Source organism: Actinopolymorpha sp. B11F2 (assembly GCF_040195635.1).
In the GTDB taxonomy this organism is placed as follows: Bacteria; Actinomycetota; Actinomycetes; order Propionibacteriales; family Actinopolymorphaceae; genus Thermasporomyces.
Genome location: NZ_JBEFTX010000008.1, coordinates 269,221 through 287,420 on the forward strand (window position 1 = coordinate 269,221; position 18,200 = coordinate 287,420).

Here is an 18,200-nt window from a genome sequence, read left to right on the forward strand (position 1 = left end):
GAAGCGAGCTGTGCGTCGTTGCACCGGCCAGACGTGCGGTACAGATTACGGTGTGCCGGCGCGGGCGTTGAGTTCGGAGTAGTCGAGTCCGCCCTCCAGCGCGGCATAGGTCCCGGTTGAGGCGCCTCCTCGGCACTGCATGCCGTCAGCACCGGCCGCGAGGAAGACCCGGCGTGCTTCCAGGGTCTCGGCGGCCGGTTGCGGTGCTCAGCGGTAGGCGTCGGCCTGCAGGGTGTAGAGCTCGGCGTAGAGGCCGGAGCGCTTCATGAGCTCGTCGTGGCTGCCCCACTCGCTGACCCTGGCGTCGTCGACGACGAGAATCAGGTCCGCCGAGCGCACGGTCGAAAACCGGTGCGAGACGAGGACGGTGATCGCGCCGTGCGCCGTCCCGGCCTGGCCCGCCGCCGAGAACCGCTCGAACAGGGCGTGTTCGGTCGGTGCGTCCAGGCTCGCCGTCGGCTCGTCGAGGAACAGGACCAGGGGTTCGGAGCGCATCGACGACCGCCCCAGAGCAACTTTCTGCCACTGCCCGGTCGACAGGTCGGTTCCGCCGGGCCAGCTCGAGCCCAGCTGGGTGTCCGCTCCGTTATCCAGGCGCTCGAGGACATCGCTCGCGCCGGCGCGTTCCAGGGCGTCGTGGACGGCCCCGGCATCGTCATAACGCGGGAGGTCACCCACACCGACGGCGTGACGTGCGAGCAGTTCGAAGCGGGCGAAGTCCTGGAACGCCGCGGACAGCCTGGCCCGCCACTGCGCGAGGTCGATCCGCGCGAGGTCCTGGCCCTCGACGAGAATCCTGCCCTCGGTGGGTTCGTACATCCGTGAGAGCAGCTTGACCAGCGTCGTCTTGCCGGCGCCGTTCTCGCCGACCAGTGCCACCACACTGCCGGCCGGCAGGTGGATCGACACGTCCCGCAGGATCCAGGTGTCGGTGCCGGGATACCGGAAGGACACGTGCTCGAACCGGATTCCCTCGTCCAGCCGTGCCGGTGCGGGCAGTGTCCCGGTGCCACCTGCCATGACCTTCGCCGCGTAGTCCTGGAGCCACAGCAGTCGGCCGGCCGCGCGGAGCACCCGGCCGAGCCCGGCCACGCTGTACGCCGGGCCGAGCACCTGGTTCTGCACGCGTTCGCAGACGATCACGGCGGTGATCACTTCACCGGGCCTTGCCGCGCCACGGCTGGCCTGCCACAACACGAACCCGACCGCGAGGGCGAACCCGACCGCGAAGAGCAACGAACGGAGGCCGCCGGTGAAGGTCTCCTTCACCTGTGCCCGGTGGATGGGACGACGGGCGTCGGCCCACGCTGAGTTCATCCGTCCCAGCACTTCACGCTGCAGGCCGAACACCCGCAGCTCCGGCGCGGCGGCCTGGTCGACGGCGAGACCACGCAGGTGGCGGGCCAACCGCCCAGGTGTGGCCGACTCCGCCTCCGCCGCGGCATGCCAACGCTGCTGGAGGCTCGCGATCGGGAACGCCGGAAGCGCGAACAGCACCAGCAGCAGGATGAACGGGTGGAGCATCACCAGCACCACGCCAGTCCCCAGTGCGCCGACCAGCGCCGTCGTCGTGGTGACGAGGCTGTTCAGCGACTGGCCGAGTACGCCCTGGCTCTGGCGTAGCAGCTCGATCCGGTCCTGGTAGTCGCCGCGTTCGTGGTGCTCGATCCCTGGCAGCTCGCTCGAGAGGCGGCTGATCTCGCGGTCGAACGCGAAACCCACCCGCTCGGACAGCCGCACCCGGATGCCCGTCGCGACGTAGGCGGAGACATATCGCAGGCCGATGGTGACGAGCAGACCGATCGAACCGGCCACCAGTTGGGTGCCGTCACGGTCGAGTACGCCGTCTGCGAGGACGCCGAGAAACCAACCGAACAAGGGGTACATCAACGCGCCGAGCGGTTCCAGCGCCGTGCCCAGCGACCGCCACGGATCCGTACGGACGGCCGTACGCACCAGCAGGGAGATCTCGCGCCAACGCTCACGCATGTGCGGTCCCCTCCACGGCAGGTTCCCCGTCCTTCGGCTCGTCGTCGAAGCGCTGGGCCTGCAGGGTGAACATCGTCGCGTAGTTCCCACCCGTCGCCATCAGCTCGTCGTGACTGCCGTCCTCGACGATCCTGCCGTCGTCGAGGACGACGATCCGGTCGACATGGCGCACGCTGGAGAGCCGGTGCGAGACCAGGATCGTCGTGGTGTCGCGGGTCAGGGCGAGGAAACGGTCGAAGAGCTCGGCCTCGGCGCGTACGTCGAGATTGGCCGTCGGCTCGTCGAGGATCAGCAGCCCGGCTCCGCCCCGGATGGCCGCGAGCGCCCTGGCCAGCGCGACCTTCTGCCACTGTCCACCGGACAGGTCCACGCCATCGGGGTAGCCACGGGCGAGAACCGTGTCCCATCCGGCCGGCATCTCCGCGAGCAGGTCGAGGCCACCCGCGTCGCGGAGAGCCGACTCCAGCTCATGCGGCTTGTCGAGAAGGTCGAGACTGCCGAACCCGACGTTCTCGCGGAGCGACAGTTCGTACCGGATGAAGCTCTGGAAGATGACACCCAGGCGGGTCCGGAGCTGGGCGGGATCGAAGGTACGCAGGTCCCTGCCGTCGACGCTGACGCGTCCAGCGTCTGGCGCGTACAGTCCGCAGATGAGCTTGGTCAGCGTGGTCTTGCCGGCACCGTTGAGGCCGACAATGGCGAGGGACTGACCCGCGGGGACGTGGAGGTCGAGACCTGCGAGCACCGGCCGGCTCCCGCCGCGATAGCTGAAGCGGACCCCTTCGAGACAAATGTCAGCCGGCCCGCCTGCCGTGGACGGACGAAGTGGGGGATCGCCGTCCCGCCGCGGAGCGGGCCCGTCGACACCGGCCCTGTCATCGACACCGGCCCTGTCATCGACACCGGCCCTGTCATCGACGCCGGCCCTGTCATCGACACCGAGGCGCTTCTCAAGATCGAGGAGTTGCCGGGCGAGTGCCGCCGCCCGCCCCACCCGCCACTGCGGCTCACCCAGAAATCCCAACTCGCCCATGCCGAGTGCCGCCAGGCCGTACACCGTCAGAGTGCCGACGCTCAAGTCGCCCTGGCTGGCCTGCCAGCCCAGTGCCGCGAACACGACGCCATGCGCACCGACGACAGCGGTGGTACCGAGGGCGAGGCCCCGCACGTTGGTACGCCGCGCCCGCCAGACCGCCGACATCGCCTCCAGCCAGGTCCTCGTGTATTCGGCGACGACCCACTCGGACAGCCCGAAGACGCGTACCTCCTTGGCGGCAGAGTGTCCCGTGGCCAGCCCGCGAAGGTACTCCGACCGTCGGAGCTGGCCACCACCCTCCGTCCTGGTGGCGGCGAAACCGCGTTCCATCCACCGGCTCGCGCCCCGGTTGGCGACGAACCAGCCCGCGATCAGGACGACGGGAGCCCACCAGGCGAAGGTGACGAGGATGACAGCGGCCCCGATACCGGCGATGCGCATGGAGACGACGATGCGGAGCGCCCAGGCGGTCTGGACGTAGAGGCCGGTGCGTTCGAAGTCGCGGATGGCGTCGAGATCTCCGGCCACCTCGGGGCTCTCGAGTTCGGCGATGTTCTTCGGCGCGAGGTACGCAGTTCCGGCGGTGTGGGACACCACCTGCATGAGCCTGGTGTTCATGACCTCGCAGAGCAGTCGCGCGCACGCGAGGCCGAGGCCACTGGCGAAGAAGCCGGCCGTCACCAGGCCGAGGGCGAGCAGGGCGTGGCGTCCGGCGGTGGAGGCGATTCCCTCGTCGACGGCTGCCGGAAGTGCGGCCACGAGCATGCCGGTCGCGAGGACGGTCGCGTTGGGCAGCAGGCCGAGCACGAGCGTGAGGATCGCCATCCAGACCATGAGAGCCCGGTCTGCTCGCCAGAGAAGTAGGCCAAGTGCCTTGAGACCCCTGAACCGGGACAGCTGTGACACCTCCATTGGTAGCTGTACGGCCCCGCACTGTAGTCATCGGCGCGCTGTGTGGAAAGGTCGACAAGCCCGAGGCACGTCGTCGCGGACACGAGCGCGAGGGCGGCGTCCTCGACGAGCTCCGAGCCCACGGTGTAGATGTGGTGGTGATGCCATGGCCTTGGTGGCGATCCAGCTGTGATGACATGTGAAGCCGAGGGAAAGAGGTGCGTTCGTGCCCGGACCGTTGTCGGACGTTCTTGTCATCGACCTGTCCCGGGCCCTCGCCGGTCCGCACGCCGCCATGATGCTCGGCGACCTCGGCGCGCGCGTGATCAAGGTCGAAAACCCAGACGGAGGTGACGATTCCCGCGGCTGGGGTCCACCGTTCGTCGGACCGGAGGCCGCACCCGAGGCGACATACTTCCTGTCCTGCAACCGGAACAAGGAGTCCATCACCCTCGACCTCAAGTCCGATGACGGCCGTCGGCAGCTGCGCCGCCTGCTACGCCAGGCCGACGTGCTCGTGGAGAACTTCCGGCCCGGCGTACTCACCCGGCTCGGCTTTGCTGAGGACGAGCTGACGAGACTCAACCCGCGGCTCGTCGTCCTTTCCATCACCGGGTTCGGCCATGACGGGCCAGAAGGGATGCGCGCCGGCTACGACCAGATCGCCCAGGGGGAGGGCGGGCTGATGTCCATCACCGGGCCGAGTCCGGAAGAGCCGATCCGGGTCGGGGTGCCGATCGCCGACCTGCTGGCGGGGATGTACGGCGCCTACGGTGTCGTCGCGGCCCTGCACGAACGGGCCCGTACCGGGCGCGGGCGGATCGTGCGTACGTCCCTGCTCGCGGCGATCGTCGGTGTGCACGCGTACCAGGGAACTCGCTACACCGTGGCGGGCGAGGTCGCCCACGCCCAGGGCAACCACCACCCTTCCATCTGTCCCTACGGGTTGTTCCACGCGGCCGACGGCATCGTGCAGATCTCCGTGGGGAGCGAAGGGTTGTGGCGACGGTTCGCGGCGGCGTTCGACCTCCCGGCAGACGCCGAGGGGTACGCATCCAACGCCGACCGCGTCGACAACCGGGACGCGGTGATCGCCGCCGTCGAGGCCGCGTTCGCACAGTGGCCGACCGACCGTCTGCTGCCCAAGCTTTCGGAGGTCGGGGTGCCCGCCGGTGAGGTCAAGACGCTCGACCAGGTGTACGAGTGGGACCAGACGCGCTCCCAGGGTCTGGTGGTCGACGTGGAGCACGCCTCGCTGGGCCGGATCGCGATTCCCGGACCGGCGATCCGGCTGGACGACAACGCCTATGCCGGTGGGCAGGAAGCCAACCTCGCGCCGCCGACACTGGGCCAACACACGGACGCGGTGCTCGAGTGGCTCGACGAGGTCGAGGCGGCGGAGGCTACCGCCGACCCCGACCCGTTCTCAGCCGCTGATCCGTCCCGGGGCGCTGATCCGTCCACCTGATGCGCTGATCTGTCCTGATGCGCCGATCCGTACTGATGCGCTGATCCGTACTGACGAGCCGACCCGCTCTGAGGCGCGGCCCTGCAGTGACGGGTCGGGAGGTGGTCATCGGCGCCAGGCCGTGACCACGACCTCGGCCTCCTGGTCGTACGCCACCGTCGGCGCGCCGTCGACGATGAGGTCCGCCCGGTCCCTGGTCTGCTCCACGGTGAAATGTCGGCGTTCCGCCGCTGCCCAGGTGTCCCAGTAAGGCCCGAAGCCGCCGTCGTCGCGGACCATGCCGCGGGCATACCTGGTCTCGGTCGGTGCCTCCACCCAGATCTTGCAGACGGCATGGCCGTCGACGACTCGCGCGGCCGAGCCAACCCCCTCGACGACCAGCGCCGGGCAGGCGGGTACGGCATGCCATTCGGCGAACGTGCCGGCGGTCCAGTCGTAGCGCCGGTAGCGCGCCGGCGCGCCGGTACGCAGCGGGCCGAGCAACCACGTCTCGAGTCGGGCCGCCACACCAGGCAGCCCGTCCCATCCTTCGTACAGGTCGTCCATGTGGACCACCGGGACGTCGCCGAGTACCTTCGCCAGCCTGCCGGCGAGGGTCGTCTTGCCGGAACAGGTCGGACCGTCGACGCAGACCAGCCGCACCGGACCGAGACGCGGCGCCTCGACCAGGATGTGTCGGGCCACCGCGGCAAGTGGATGTACCGCGCTGGCGAAGGTCTCCGGTGACCTGCCTACCGCCGGGTCAGGGCTCGTGCGGTCGCGGGACTCAGCCACGGCCGGCAAGCGTAGATGACCGATGCTCGCGATGCCTCGGACCGGTTACCGTCTCGCCCTGCCGCACCAGTGTCGATGGCGCCGGCGTGGGCGTGGCGTTCGTCCGGCGGTTCTCGGCCGAAGCGTCGGGGCCCTACCGCGCGACCTGCGAGAAGGCGCGGACGAGCAGACGCTGAGAGCTTTGGTAGGCTTACAGCCGGCCGATCTGGCCAGGTGCGTTCCGCGTACCCGACCAGGTCCCAAAGCGGAGGTCATCTCCCACCCGCAGCGATCGGCAGTGATCGTCGGGTCCGGCCGGCCGCCCGGCGCTCCTCGCGAGTGCTACCAGGCGGCCCGTGCGGCACTCCAGTCTCCGGGCTGGTGCCCACCGCATGCACCGGGTGATGGCTTCCGTGACGAGAGCACGGGAGCCTTTTTCGTGTTCTCACCATTTGCGAGGTGTCCGGACCGGCGGCCACCAGCCATCGTCTACCACTCAGGAGGGTCCTCATCGCCACAGAGCTTCGCGTCAATGAGCGGATCCGGGTTCCCGAGGTCCGACTCGTCGGACCTGCAGGGGAGCAGGTCGGCATCGTACGTATCGACGATGCGTTGCGCCTGGCGCAGGAGGCCGATCTCGACCTTGTCGAGGTCGCCCCGACGGCCAGGCCGCCGGTCTGCAAACTGATGGACTTCGGAAAGTTCAAGTACGAAACCGCTCAAAAGGCCCGGGAAGCTCGACGTAACCAGGCCCAGACGGTCATCAAGGAGATGAAGCTCCGCCCGAAGATCGACCCGCACGACTACGAGACCAAGAAGGGTCACGTGGTGCGGTTCCTTCGCCAGGGGGACAAGGTCAAGATCACGATCATGTTCCGTGGACGCGAGCAGAGCCGGCCCGAACTGGGCTTCCGGCTCCTGCAGCGACTGGCCGAAGACATCGACGATCTCGGGTATGTCGAATCCCAGCCCCGCCAGGACGGCCGGAACATGATCATGGTCGTCACGCCGCACAAGCGGAAGTCGGAGGCGCGGGCAGACATCGAGGCCGACAAGGCCCGCCGGGCCGCCGAACGCGAGGCGGACCGGGCGGCCGAACGCGCCGAGCGGACCGCACCGCAGGAGCGGGCCGAGCGCACGCCGCAGACGGCGGACGTCGAGTAACACCACCACCGGGTCGCCCGGCCGGGGATCTGGTCCCTGACCGGCGGCCACGTACGACCAAGCATCACGTCGGGTGCGGATTGTGCCCTCGACGCCTCCAGCCAAGGGACGACCATGCCGAAGATGAAGACCCACAGCGGGGCCAAGAAGCGCTTCCGGGTGACCGCCAGCGGGAAGCTCATGCACAACCGGGCAAGCCGGAGCGCCAAGATGGAGAAGAAGGCGGCCAAGGTTTCGCGGCGACTCGCGCCGGCGGTCGAGGCGGCATCCTCTGACAAGAAGAAGATCAAGAGGCTTCTCGCGCGCTGACGCGGCCGCACGGCCTCAGGCCCGCAACGGCGGTCGTACCACCACACCGACCCCCCAGGGCCGTCCCACCAGACCCGACCATGAACCACGCCGCGTTCCAGCTGTGCGCGGCACACCCGAGCAAGGAGTACGCCAGTGGCACGCGTGAAGCGGGCGGTCAACGCCCACAAGAAGCGTCGCGAAATCCTCGAGAGGGCCAAGGGGTACCGCGGCCAGCGCTCGCGCCTCTACCGCAAGGCAAAGGAGCAGGTCACCCACTCCCTCGTCTACTCCTACCGCGACCGCAGGGCGCGCAAGGGCGACTTCCGGCGGCTGTGGATCACCCGGATCAATGCCGCGGCCCGGCAGAACGGTATGACCTACAACCGGTTCGTCCAGGGTCTGAAGGCCGCCGGCGTCGAGGTGGACAGGAAGATCCTCGCTGATCTCGCCGTCACCGACGCTCCGGCGTTCGCGGCACTGGTCGAGGTGGCCAGGAAGGCACTGCCCGCCGAAACCGACGCCGCGGCCTGACGGCAGATTCGTACGACACCGACGATTCGCGACCGACGTTGATGTCCGTGGCCGGCCCGGAGCTCACCGACCTGCGCGCCAGCCGTGTGGTCGCTGCACGGCGCCTTGTGAAGCGGGCGTTCCGGTCGCGGGGCCGACAGTTCCTGGCTGAGGGCCCGCAGGCAGTGTGCGAGGCGCTCGCGGTTCCCGGGATCGTGCGGGAGCTCTTCGCGACGGCTCCGGCGACGCAGCGTTATCCCGAGTTGATCGCCGCCGCCGAGCGAGGCGACGTCCCCGTACGCCTGGTGTCCGGTGAGGTCTTCGACAGCCTCGCGCAGACGGTGACCCCGCAAGGTGTCCTGGCGGTGTGCTGCTTTGTCGACGTGGCCTATTCCGAGGTAGTAGACGCGGCGCCCTCGTTGGTCGCGGTCCTGGCGCAGGTTCGTGATCCGGGCAATGCGGGCACGGTCCTGCGGTGCGCGGACGCTGCGGGCGCTGACGGGGTGGTGTTCACGGATGCGTCGGTCGATGTCTACAACCCGAAATGTGTCCGTGCGTCCGCGGGCAGCCTGTTCCACCTCCCGGTCGCGGTGGGCATGCCGACGGCCGAGGGGGTCGCGTCGCTGCGGGCGGGAGGGGTGAGGGTGCTCGCCGCCGACGGCGCGGGCGAGATCGACCTGGAAGTCGCGGGTGAGCGGGGCCTGCTCGCCGGGCCGACGGCCTGGATCTTCGGCAATGAGGCCTGGGGCCTGCCGTCGGCGACACGTGGGTTGGTCGATGCCGTGGTCCGCGTGCCTGTCTACGGTCGCGCCGAGAGCCTCAACCTCGCTACTGCGGCCGCCGTCTGCCTCTACGCCTCTGCTCGGGCCCAGCGTGCGCCTGGCGGCTGCCGATCCGACTCGGGTGCCCCGGTGGTTCGCGGCAAATGACCACGCTGAGCAGGTCAGCCGCATCGGACCAGGCGTCGATGCATGGCTCGGGTGCTGCAGACCTGCTCAGCGTGGTCATTTGCCGGCCTCGGCCAGCGCCGGGCAGGGCTGGGCTGGCCACCGCCGGGCGTCTCCCTAGACTTTGCCAGGCGTACGACTTGATGAGGGGACCCTCCGACTGAACATGTCCGGCCCGAACACGAACTACGATCCGGTCGAGGTCACGCCACTGCACCCCGACGAGGTGGCGCGGATGCGCGACGAGGCGCTGGCCGCGATCGAGGCGGCGGAAGATCTCGACGCCCTCCGCGAGGCGCGCCTCGCCCACGCCGGCGACCGCAGCCCGCTCGCGCTCGCCAACCGCGAGATCGGCTCACTCCCACCGCAGGCCCGCAAGGACGCCGGTATGCGGATCGGCGCCGCCCGCAAGGCCGTCAACGAGGCCCTCGCGGCGCGCCAGGCCGCGCTCGAGCAGAGGCGCGAGGCCCGGATCCTCGTCGAGGAGGCCGTCGACGTCACCCTGCCGTGGGACGTCGAGCCTCGTGGCGCCCGGCATCCGCTGACCACGGTCTCCGAGCGCATCGCCGACGTCTTCGTGGCGATGGGCTGGGAGGTCGCCGAAGGGCCCGAGGTCGAGGCCGAGTGGCTGAACTTCGACGCGCTCAACATCCCACCGGAACACCCGGCACGTACGACGATGGACACGTTCTTCGTCGACCCGGAGGAAGCCGGCGTCGTCCTGCGTACCCACACCTCACCCGCCCAGGCACGCACGATGCTGGCCCGCAAACCGCCCATCTACGTGGTGTGTCCGGGTCGGACCTACCGCACGGACGAGCTCGATGCGACCCACACGCCGGTCTTCCACCAGGTCGAGGGGCTCGTCGTCGACGAGGGCATCACGATGGCGCACCTCAAGGGCACCCTCGACCACTTCGCGCAGGCGATGTTCGGCGAGGGCATCAGGACCCGGCTGCGCCCGTACTACTTCCCGTTCACCGAACCGAGTGCCGAGCTCGACCTGCAGTGCTTCGTGTGCCGCGGCGCGTCCGTCGGCAACCCGGACCGGCCGTGTCGCACGTGCGCGAGTGAGGGCTGGATCGAGTGGGGCGGCTGCGGAGTGGTCAACCCCCGCGTCCTCACCGCCTGCGGCGTCGACACCGACCGCTACTCCGGCTTCGCGTTCGGGATGGGGATCGAACGCACGCTGATGTTCCGGCACGGCATCGCCGACATGCGCGACATGGTCGAGGGTGATGTGCGGTTCACCCAGGCGTTCGGATGGGAGAGCTGATGCGGGTCCCGATCTCGTGGTTGCGGGAGTACGTCGACCTGCCCCCCGGCGTCAGTGCCCGCGAGGTGGCCGATCGGCTGATCCGCTCCGGGCTCGAGGTCGAGGCGGTCGACGAGGTGGGTGCCGACGTCAGCGGCTCGCTGGTGGTCGGCCGGGTTCTGTCCTACGCCGAGGAGACGCACAAGAACGGCAAGACCATTCGCTGGTGCAGCGTCGACGTCGGCGAGGCCGAGCCACGCGGCGTCGTCTGTGGTGCCCGCAACTTCGCCGAGGACGATCTCGTCGTCGTGGCGCTGCCCGGCACGGTGCTGCCCGGTGGGTTCACCATCGGCGCCCGCAGGACCTACGGTCACGTGTCCGACGGCATGATCTGCTCGGCTCTGGAACTCGGACTCGGTGACGACCACACCGGCATCATCGTGCTGGACTCCGGCGAGACGGTCGAGCCCGGCGCGGATGCCGTCGCGCTGCTGAGGTTGCGTGACGACGTGCTCGACATCGCCACCACACCCGACCGCGGCTACACCATGTCGATACGTGGGGTGGCGCGCGAGGCGGCGACGGCGTTCGGTCTGGCGTTCACCGATCCTGTCGAGGATTCCCTGATCGAGCCCTCCGATGCCGGCTATCCGGTGCGGGTCGACGACCCGGTGGGCTGCCCGTCGTTCGCGGCGGTCACTGTGGTGGGGTTCAACCCGGCCACGCCAAGCCCACGGTGGTTGCAGCGGCGGATCCAGTTGGCCGGAATGCGGCCGATCTCACTCGGTGTCGACGTCACCAACTACGTCATGCTCGACCTGGGCCAGCCGATCCACGGCTGGGACCGTGCGCTACTGCGTGGCCCGATCGTGGTCCGTCGGGCCGAGCCCGGGGAGAAGCTGCAGACCCTCGACGGTGTGACCCGGGTGCTCGATCCCGAGGATCTCGTGGTCACCGACGACTCCGGTCCCGTCGGGCTCGGTGGGGTCATGGGCGGCGCGACCACGGAACTGTCGGAGCAGACGACCGACATCGTGGTCGAGGCGGCGTACTGGGATCCGGTCACGATCGCGCGTACGTCCCGGCGGCACAAACTGTCGAGTGAGGCGTCCAAGCGGTTCGAACGCGGCGTCGACTCCCAGCTTCAGGCGTTCGCGGCGCGGCGGGTGGCGGAACTGCTCGTCCAGATCGGCGGTGGCCGGATCGAGGACGGTACAACGCTCGTCGGCGTGGTTCCGCCGCGGGAGCCGCTCACGATCCCGGCCGACCACCCGTCCCGGGTCGCCGGCTACGACATCGCCGCGGAGCCGACCGTACGCCGGCTGCAGGAGGTTGGCTGCGAGGTCACGGCTGCCGGCGGCGCGCTGACCATCACCCCGCCGTCGTGGCGTCCCGACCTCACCGACCCCAACGACCTCGCCGAAGAGGTCATCCGCCTCGAAGGCTACGACGCCGTGCCCAGTGTGCTGCCGGTCGCACCACCCGGGCGCGGCCTCACGGCCGACCAGCGGCTGCGTCGCCTGATCGGCCAGACGTTGGCGGGTGCGGGTTATGTCGAGGTCCTGGCGTACCCCTTCGTCGGGGTGGCCGACTTCGACCGGCTCCAGCTTCCCGCCGAAGACGCCCGCCGGCGGGCGCTCCGGCTCGCCAATCCGCTGTCGGAGGAGCAGCCGTTGCTGCGTACGACTCTGCTTCCTGGCCTGCTCGACACGGCTCGGCGCAACGTCGGACGCGGCATGACTGACCTGGCGCTCTTCGAGGTTGGCCTGGTCTTCCGACCGGAGTCAGACACGCCACCCGCGCCGCGGCTCCCGGTCGACCACCGCCCGACCGACGAGGAGATCGCGGCCCTCGATGCCGCCCTCCCGCGGCAGCCTCGCCGGGTGGGTGTCGTCCTGTGCGGCGAGCGGGAGCGGTCCGGCTGGTGGGGCGCCGGTCGGCAGGCGGGATGGGCCGACGCGATCCAGGCGGCCCGGTTGGTCGCGGGCGCGGCCGGCATGGACCTGGACGTACGCGCCGACGAGCATGCCCCGTGGCATCCTGGCCGGTGCGCGATCCTGCGCGTCGATGGGCGTCTCGTGGGCCATGCCGGTGAGCTGCACCCCAAGGTCGTCGAGGCGTACGGCCTGCCGGCCCGCGCGTGCGCGATGGAGCTGGACCTGTCGCTGCTGGGCGCGCGGACCGGGCCGGTGGCGGCGCCCACGGTCTCCCCGTATCCGCCGGCCAAGGAAGACGTCGCGCTGACCGTCGACGCTGGTGTTCCGGTGGCCGACGTCGAGGCCGCTCTCCGGGAGGGCGCCGGCGAGCTGCTCGAGTCCGTACGCCTCTTCGACGTCTACACCGGCGCGCAGATCGCGGAAGGTACGAAGTCCCTGGCGTTCGCGCTGCGCTTCCGGGCGCCCGACCGGACACTGACCGATGCCGAGGTCGGCGCGGCGAAGCAGGCCGCGGTCGACGAAGCGGCCCGGCGCACCGGAGCGGTCCAGCGGGGCGCCTGAAACGGGTAACAACGCGGGGAAGGCGTAGGCAACCAATGGCGGACAACGCGAGCAAGGTCGCCCTGGTGACGGGTGCGAGCCGTGGCATCGGACGGGAGATCGCGCTGACGCTTGCCCGGTCCGGTGTCGCCGTCGGTCTGACCGCCCGCGACTCCGACGCACTCGAGCGCGTACGCCGGGAATGCGAGGCCACCGGCGCGCGGGCAGCGACGGCGACGGCCGACGTCACCCGGTACGACGAGGTGCGGTCCGCAGTCGACACCGTGCGATCGGCGCTTGGTTCGGTCGATCTGCTGGTCAACAATGCCGGCCGGATCGAGGCCAGTGAGGTCCCGTTGTGGGAGTCCGACCCTGACGAGTGGTGGGCGGTCGTCGAAACGGACCTTCGCGGGCCGTATCTCTTCTGCCGGGCAATTCTGCCGGCGATGGTCGACCGGAGGGCCGGTCGGATCGTCAACATCACCAGCGGGGCAGCGCTCAAGGACAGCGCGATCTACAGCGCCTACGGCGTCGCGAAGACGGCCCTGCTCCGGCTGACCGGTTCGATCGTCGCCGGAGCCGGTCCTGCCGGCGTTCGGGCGTTCGACGTCGCACCCGGCGTCGTCCGGACGGACATGACCGGCGCGATGCCGACCCACCGGGAACGCACGGCCTGGACTCCGGTGGAAGCCGTGACCAGCATGATCGAGGCGATCGCGTCCGGCCGGCTGGACCCGCTGTCGGGCCGCTATCTCCGGGCAGGAACCGACGACCTGTCAGACCTGCTGGAGCGCGCCGACGCGATCGCGCGAGACGATGCCCGCACACTGCGGCTTCGCCCCTACGGCGGCGACGACCCACTGGCCTGACAAACACATTTGCACTGACCTCTCCACACTTTTCGCCCGCGCATTGGAGTTGTCGCAAACTCCGGTTGCCCGCGCCCTCGACGAGTTGAATGTGAACGTGCTCGGCCCCTGAAAAGAGGCGCCGGGAAATGTCGTGCCGGATTCAATTCGTCAGGCGTAGAGAAAGTTTGATTGCGACATGCGGGTAACGTCGATCGGTCATGCCGGTTTCTTTATCGAGACAGCCGCTGGAACCATACTGTGTGACCCGTGGGTCAATCCCGCGTATTTCGCGTCATGGTTCCCGTTCCCGGACAACAGTAAGCTGGACTGGGACGGGTACCGAGATCCCGACTATCTGTATGTGTCGCACCTGCATCACGACCATTTCGATCCTGAGTTCCTGCGTACGGGCGTGTCGCACGCCACCACTGTCCTCCTGCCCGACTATCAGACACCGGAGCTGGAGAATTCCCTGCGAGAGTTGGGTTTCACCAACTTCGTCACCGTACCGAACTCGGAGCCGGTCATGCTCGGCGGCGGGCTGCGCATCATGATCGTTGCGCTTGTCTCGCCCAGCGACGGACCCATCGGTGACTCCGCACTCGCGGTCGACGACGGGACCGCACGTCTTCTCAACCAGAACGACGCGAAACCGATCGACCTCGACGTCGTGCGTTCGTTCGGTGATTACGACGTGCATTTCCTGCAGTTCTCCGGCGCCAACTGGTGGCCACTTGTCTATGACCTTCCCGAGTCGGCGAAGGTTGCGTTTGGCCGGAGTAAGCGGGAGAACGGCCTGGCGCGCGCGTACCGCTATGTCGAGGAGATCAACGCCCGCTATGTGGTTCCCTCGGCTGGGCCGGCGGCGTTTCTCGATGATGACCTGATGCAGTACAACGATATCGACAACTCCCCGTCGAACCCGTTTCCCGACCACCCGGTCTTTCTCGACTATCTGCGGGAGAAGGAACGGAACAACGGTCTGCTCATGGTGCCTGGCAGCGTGCTGGGCATCACCACCGGAAACGCGGCCGAGGTAACCCACCCGGACGATCACCCGATGGCGCCGTACCAGGACAAGGCGCTCTACCTCCAGTCCTACGCCGAACGTGTGCGCCAGCGGCTGGAGAAGGAGAAGGCGGCGTGGCCCGCCCCACAGGTCAACATCCTGCCCGAGATCAAGAAGCGGTTCGAACCGTTGCTGAAGATCGCCGACCACATCAGCACCGGAGTAGGCGCCCAACTGCTCATGGAGATCGGCGATACTGACCAGATCGTCGTCGACTTCATCGACCGCGAGGTGCGCCCGTGGAACGGCGAGAAGTGCAGGTACCGCTTCCGGTTCGACCGCACCCTCATCGAGCGGCTGATCGCCGACGACGAGGGGGACTGGGTCAACAGCCTCTTCCTGAGCCTGCGGTTCGGCGCCTCGCGGATCGGTCCGTACAACGAGTTCGTCTACACGTTCTTCAAGTGCCTCTCACCGGAACGCATGACCTACGCCGAGCGCTGGTACGCCCAGCAGGAGGACGAGGTGGAGGAGATCCAGCTCGGTGACTGGATGGTCCAACGCAAGTGCCCTCATCGGCAGGCCGACCTGAGCTACTTCGGCGAGGTCACGGGCGACCGGTTGCGGTGTTCCATGCACGGGTACGAGTTCGACCTGTCGACGGGGCGTTGCCTCAACGCGAGCGACCGGCCGATCAAGGCCCGCAAGGCCACGGCGGCGGACATGCCCGTGCCCGTCCCCACACACGAGGTGCCCGAGGACTGACGCCCTCACTCGTGGGCGGCCCGGCGGATGAGCGCGGGAAGCCCGTCGGGGTAGCGTTCCCCGCTGGCGGCGAGCTCGTCGCCGTACCACCAGCGGTAGGAGACGGTCGTGGCCCTCTCCAGGGCATCCAACCCGTCGAACGAGACCGCGACCTCGCCGACCCGAACGGCGAAGAACGCCTGGGACTGGACGACGAAGTACCCACCCCAGGAGAACTCGACCATGTACGACGCCAGCGGCTCCCCGAAGACGGACGCGTCGACGACGATCCCGGTCTCCTCGAGCAGCTCCCGGCGCGCTGCCTCGCGCGGTGTCTCGCCGCGGTCGATGGCGCCACCGACCGTGAACCAGAAGGGCTCCTCCGGGCGCACGGGGTCGAATCCATACAACAGGAGCACCCTGCCAGCGGTGTCGACGGGAAGCACCCGGCTGGTCGCTCGCTCGATGTACGCGCGGACGCCAGTCCACGGGCGGGACCGGGCGGCGGTCTTCGATGCGGTCGGCTCGCTCACGCCGACGACCGTAAGCATTGACCGGGGGAAAGTGCAGTAGTTTTGCCCGATGTCCTCCCTTGACGAGCTGTGGAAGGACGTGACCGGTGTTCAGCAGGAGTCGCCTGCCATCGAGGTTCTCCTGTGCAGCCTGCCGGCACTCGCGGCGGTCATGCTCGGGAACCTCTGGCGCTGGGCGCGCAACGTCGTCACGATCGCGCACGAAGGCGGCCATGCCCTGGTCGCGTTGCTGGTGGGGCGGCGGCTGAGCGGCATCCGGCTGCACTCCGACACCTCCGGCGTCACGATCTCGCGAGGCCGGCCGACCGGACCGGGCATGGTGGCGACCGCACTCGCCGGGTACGTCGCGCCGTCGCTGCTCGGTCTGGGATTCGCCGCGATGCTCACGGCGGGCCGGATCACGGCACTGTTGTGGCTCAGCATCGCCGCCCTCGCCGCCATGCTTCTGCTGGTCCGGAACGCCTACGGCATCCTTTCCATTCTCACCACCGGGTTGGCCCTCTTTGCCGTCTCGTGGTTCGCGCCCGAGCGGGCTCAGGCCGCACTTGCGTACTCCTTCACGTGGTTTCTGCTCTTCGCCGGAGTCCGGCCGGTCGGCGAACTCCAGCAGAAGCGGGCCCGCCGGGCGGCGCGCGATTCCGACGCCGACCAGCTGGCCAGGTTGACCGGCGTGCCCGGGCTGGTGTGGGTGACGTTCTTCGGACTGGTCGCCGTTGGCGCGCTGGTGATGGGTGCCAGCCTGCTCGTCAGCTGGACCGACCTCGCCCCGACGCTCGACCCGGCGGCCGGCTAGGGCGTGTCTCCCAGGTCACCAGGTTCTAGACGCGATCCAACGCTTCCAGTACGGAACGTGCTGTTATCGAGCCGTCACGGAGTGACTGCGCGCTGTTGCCAGGACGGGAACGTTCCCTTACTGGGTCGTCGTCGGCCCAGACGATGGAGGAGTGATCGGCGTCCGGGACCTCGGTGAGCGTCACGTCCCAACCACGGCCCCTGAGTACCCCGGCCACGCTTCGGGACTGCTCGATGTCGACGACCGGATCGGACATGCCGTGCACCAGGGTGACGGGCAGGGGAGCCGCGGTGGAGGATCGTGCGTCCTCGAGCGGAATCGATCCGGTGGTGGGCGCGTCGGAGTTCTGACCGTGCGGGCGCGGGCCATAGCCACCGGCGATCCCGACGAACGCTCCCGGTCGCCAGCCGTTCACGACCTCCGGGCGCAGGACGAGTCCCATTCCGGCACGAGCACCGCGGGACCACCCGGCGAGCACGAACCGTGAAGAGTCGCCACCGTACGCATCCACTCGCGTGCGCGCGAACTCCAACGAGGCAAGCAGATGCGCGCGCCCACGGTCCGCCGCCGAGGAACGCCAGTCGGGTACGACCACAAGAGAGCCGCCACGGGCGACCGCGCGCGCGAGTGGTGCGAGAACGCCGCGTTCGGCAACGCCGACGCCGTGCCACAGAAGGACGACGGGAAGGCGCTCGGTCGAATGCGGGGAGATGCCAGGTCGATAGATGTCGAGGCACTCGCCCAGCCCGTAGTCGACCTGCCGGTTGCTGACGGCCGCTGCTCCCATGAGGACCTTCCGTGCCTCGGACAGGAAAGCCATCGTAGATCGGGCAGGAAGGTGCCGCCTCAGGTGCGGCAGACGAGGCGGTGAGATGGAAGGGGGCGTGCGAGATCGCGGAGCATCCGTGTGAGAGAACCCCGGAGGCCCCACGATCATCGCGACGCCCGACCCATTCCCCTGCTCAGGTTAGGTTCCCCTGGCCTCGGTGTCCATCCGCGTACCGCTGGTGAAACGCCACGGTCCGCGGAGATGCATTACCCAGCACTCAGGATCCCCGGGCCCCTCTGAGTTCGAAACGTTTCGCGCTGTCACCTGTGAATGTCCGGTTACGGACCTGTGAAGGGATGGGGGCGTCTGGGCTGTTGTCCGGGCATGGCTCGGGCCTTATCGTCACGTCAACCAATCACGATGACGGGGCGGGAGCGGGTCCGGGGAACCGTTCCGTGGACGTGGTCGGTGACGTGTGTCCGACTACTGACGCGCTGACCCGTTTTTGACAATGGGAGAGCGCTTACCAAGTGTCCGAAAGCTACGACGGAGCCCCGACGGAAGGGGTCGCACGATGACCGCATCGCACGACAACCACGTGCGCGTGACGCGACGAGACCTGTTGCTCTGGGGCGGGGGCGCCCTCGCGGCCGCATCGCTCACGGGTTGTTCATTTCTCTCGACTGATCCTTCGGGGAAGGGCGGCGGGCCCGCTGCCGC

General features: G+C 68.9%; 15 protein-coding genes. 10 read left to right on the forward strand and 5 right to left on the reverse strand.

Annotated elements, in window-relative coordinates; translation table 11 throughout:
- Nucleotides 1-207 precede the first annotated feature (207 nt).
- Complete coding sequence (locus ABN034_RS17145) at nt 208-1,989, reverse strand: ABC transporter ATP-binding protein (protein ID WP_349691998.1); 1,782 nt, start codon at nt 1,987-1,989, stop codon at nt 208-210.
- Entirely contained in the window at nt 1,982-3,850 is a 1,869-nt protein-coding gene (locus ABN034_RS17150) for an ABC transporter ATP-binding protein (protein WP_349691999.1), read from the reverse strand. The genes ABN034_RS17145 and ABN034_RS17150 overlap by 8 nt, the downstream gene beginning before the upstream one ends.
- Before the next feature lie 292 nt (nt 3,851-4,142).
- Between ABN034_RS17150 and ABN034_RS17155 the strand changes: the two genes are divergently transcribed.
- The gene (locus ABN034_RS17155) at nt 4,143-5,384 is read left to right on the forward strand and encodes a CaiB/BaiF CoA transferase family protein (RefSeq protein ID WP_349692000.1); all 1,242 of its coding nucleotides are present in this window, start codon (nt 4,143-4,145) and stop codon (nt 5,382-5,384) included.
- A 105-nt stretch (nt 5,385-5,489) separates the two neighbouring features.
- On the opposite strand, the gene ABN034_RS17160 is transcribed toward ABN034_RS17155, so the two are convergent.
- Nucleotides 5,490-6,158, reverse strand: a complete 669-nt coding sequence (locus tag ABN034_RS17160; RefSeq protein WP_349692001.1) for a uridine kinase family protein — start codon at nt 6,156-6,158, stop codon at nt 5,490-5,492.
- A gap of 438 nt (nt 6,159-6,596) precedes the next feature.
- Between ABN034_RS17160 and infC the strand changes: the two genes are divergently transcribed.
- From infC to ABN034_RS17200, 8 genes are all read left to right on the forward strand, one after another.
- Entirely contained in the window at nt 6,597-7,301 is a 705-nt protein-coding gene (gene infC, locus ABN034_RS17165) for a translation initiation factor IF-3 (protein ID WP_349692002.1), read from the forward strand.
- Between the two features lie 123 nt (nt 7,302-7,424).
- Nucleotides 7,425-7,610, forward strand: coding sequence for a 50S ribosomal protein L35 (rpmI, locus tag ABN034_RS17170; RefSeq protein ID WP_502879057.1), 186 nt, complete (start codon nt 7,425-7,427; stop codon nt 7,608-7,610).
- A 135-nt stretch (nt 7,611-7,745) separates the two neighbouring features.
- On the forward strand, nt 7,746-8,123 hold the full coding sequence (rplT, locus tag ABN034_RS17175) for a 50S ribosomal protein L20 (protein WP_349329243.1): 378 nt from the start codon (nt 7,746-7,748) through the stop codon (nt 8,121-8,123).
- Between the two features lie 47 nt (nt 8,124-8,170).
- Nucleotides 8,171-9,031, forward strand: coding sequence for a TrmH family RNA methyltransferase (locus tag ABN034_RS17180; RefSeq protein ID WP_349692004.1), 861 nt, complete (start codon nt 8,171-8,173; stop codon nt 9,029-9,031).
- 184 nt (nt 9,032-9,215) lie between these two features.
- Nucleotides 9,216-10,325 carry a phenylalanine--tRNA ligase subunit alpha gene (gene pheS, locus ABN034_RS17185; RefSeq protein ID WP_349692005.1) on the forward strand — a complete coding sequence of 370 codons (1,110 nt, stop codon included), beginning with the start codon at nt 9,216-9,218 and terminating at the stop codon, nt 10,323-10,325.
- Nucleotides 10,325-12,802 carry a phenylalanine--tRNA ligase subunit beta gene (gene pheT, locus ABN034_RS17190; RefSeq protein ID WP_349692006.1) on the forward strand — a complete coding sequence of 826 codons (2,478 nt, stop codon included), beginning with the start codon at nt 10,325-10,327 and terminating at the stop codon, nt 12,800-12,802. Before pheS ends, pheT begins: the two co-directional genes overlap by 1 nt.
- 35 nt (nt 12,803-12,837) lie before the next feature.
- The gene (locus ABN034_RS17195; RefSeq protein ID WP_349692007.1) at nt 12,838-13,650 is read left to right on the forward strand and encodes an SDR family NAD(P)-dependent oxidoreductase; all 813 of its coding nucleotides are present in this window, start codon (nt 12,838-12,840) and stop codon (nt 13,648-13,650) included.
- 178 nt (nt 13,651-13,828) lie between these two features.
- Nucleotides 13,829-15,406: a Rieske 2Fe-2S domain-containing protein gene (locus ABN034_RS17200; RefSeq protein ID WP_349692008.1), complete on the forward strand. Its 1,578-nt coding sequence runs from the start codon at nt 13,829-13,831 to the stop codon at nt 15,404-15,406.
- A gap of 5 nt (nt 15,407-15,411) precedes the next feature.
- Here ABN034_RS17200 and ABN034_RS17205 read toward each other — a convergent pair whose 3' ends face one another.
- Nucleotides 15,412-15,918, reverse strand: coding sequence for an NUDIX hydrolase (locus ABN034_RS17205; protein ID WP_349692009.1), 507 nt, complete (start codon nt 15,916-15,918; stop codon nt 15,412-15,414).
- A 49-nt stretch (nt 15,919-15,967) separates the two neighbouring features.
- Between ABN034_RS17205 and ABN034_RS17210 the strand changes: the two genes are divergently transcribed.
- A complete protein-coding gene (locus tag ABN034_RS17210; RefSeq protein ID WP_349692010.1) occupies nt 15,968-16,711 on the forward strand; it encodes a M50 family metallopeptidase in 744 nt (247 codons plus the stop codon).
- A 25-nt stretch (nt 16,712-16,736) separates the two neighbouring features.
- On the opposite strand, the gene ABN034_RS17215 is transcribed toward ABN034_RS17210, so the two are convergent.
- Nucleotides 16,737-17,498 (reverse strand): alpha/beta hydrolase, encoded by a 762-nt coding sequence (locus tag ABN034_RS17215; RefSeq protein ID WP_349692011.1) that lies wholly within the window; start codon nt 17,496-17,498, stop codon nt 16,737-16,739.
- Nucleotides 17,499-18,200: the final 702 nt, after the last annotated feature.

Coding starts and splice junctions, on each gene's coding strand:
- ABN034_RS17145 (WP_349691998.1), bottom strand. CDS start 1,989: ATGCGTGAGCGTTGGCGCGAGATCTCCCTGCTGGTGCGTACGGCCGTC.
- ABN034_RS17215 (WP_349692011.1), bottom strand. CDS start 17,498: ATGGGAGCAGCGGCCGTCAGCAACCGGCAGGTCGACTACGGGCTGGGC.
- pheS (WP_349692005.1), top strand. CDS start 9,216: ATGTCCGGCCCGAACACGAACTACGATCCGGTCGAGGTCACGCCACTG.
- pheT (WP_349692006.1), top strand. CDS start 10,325: ATGCGGGTCCCGATCTCGTGGTTGCGGGAGTACGTCGACCTGCCCCCC.
- ABN034_RS17210 (WP_349692010.1), top strand. CDS start 15,968: ATGTCCTCCCTTGACGAGCTGTGGAAGGACGTGACCGGTGTTCAGCAG.
- rpmI (WP_502879057.1), top strand. CDS start 7,425: ATGAAGACCCACAGCGGGGCCAAGAAGCGCTTCCGGGTGACCGCCAGC.
- ABN034_RS17195 (WP_349692007.1), top strand. CDS start 12,838: ATGGCGGACAACGCGAGCAAGGTCGCCCTGGTGACGGGTGCGAGCCGT.
- ABN034_RS17200 (WP_349692008.1), top strand. CDS start 13,829: ATGCGGGTAACGTCGATCGGTCATGCCGGTTTCTTTATCGAGACAGCC.
- ABN034_RS17150 (WP_349691999.1), bottom strand. CDS start 3,850: ATGGCGATCCTCACGCTCGTGCTCGGCCTGCTGCCCAACGCGACCGTC.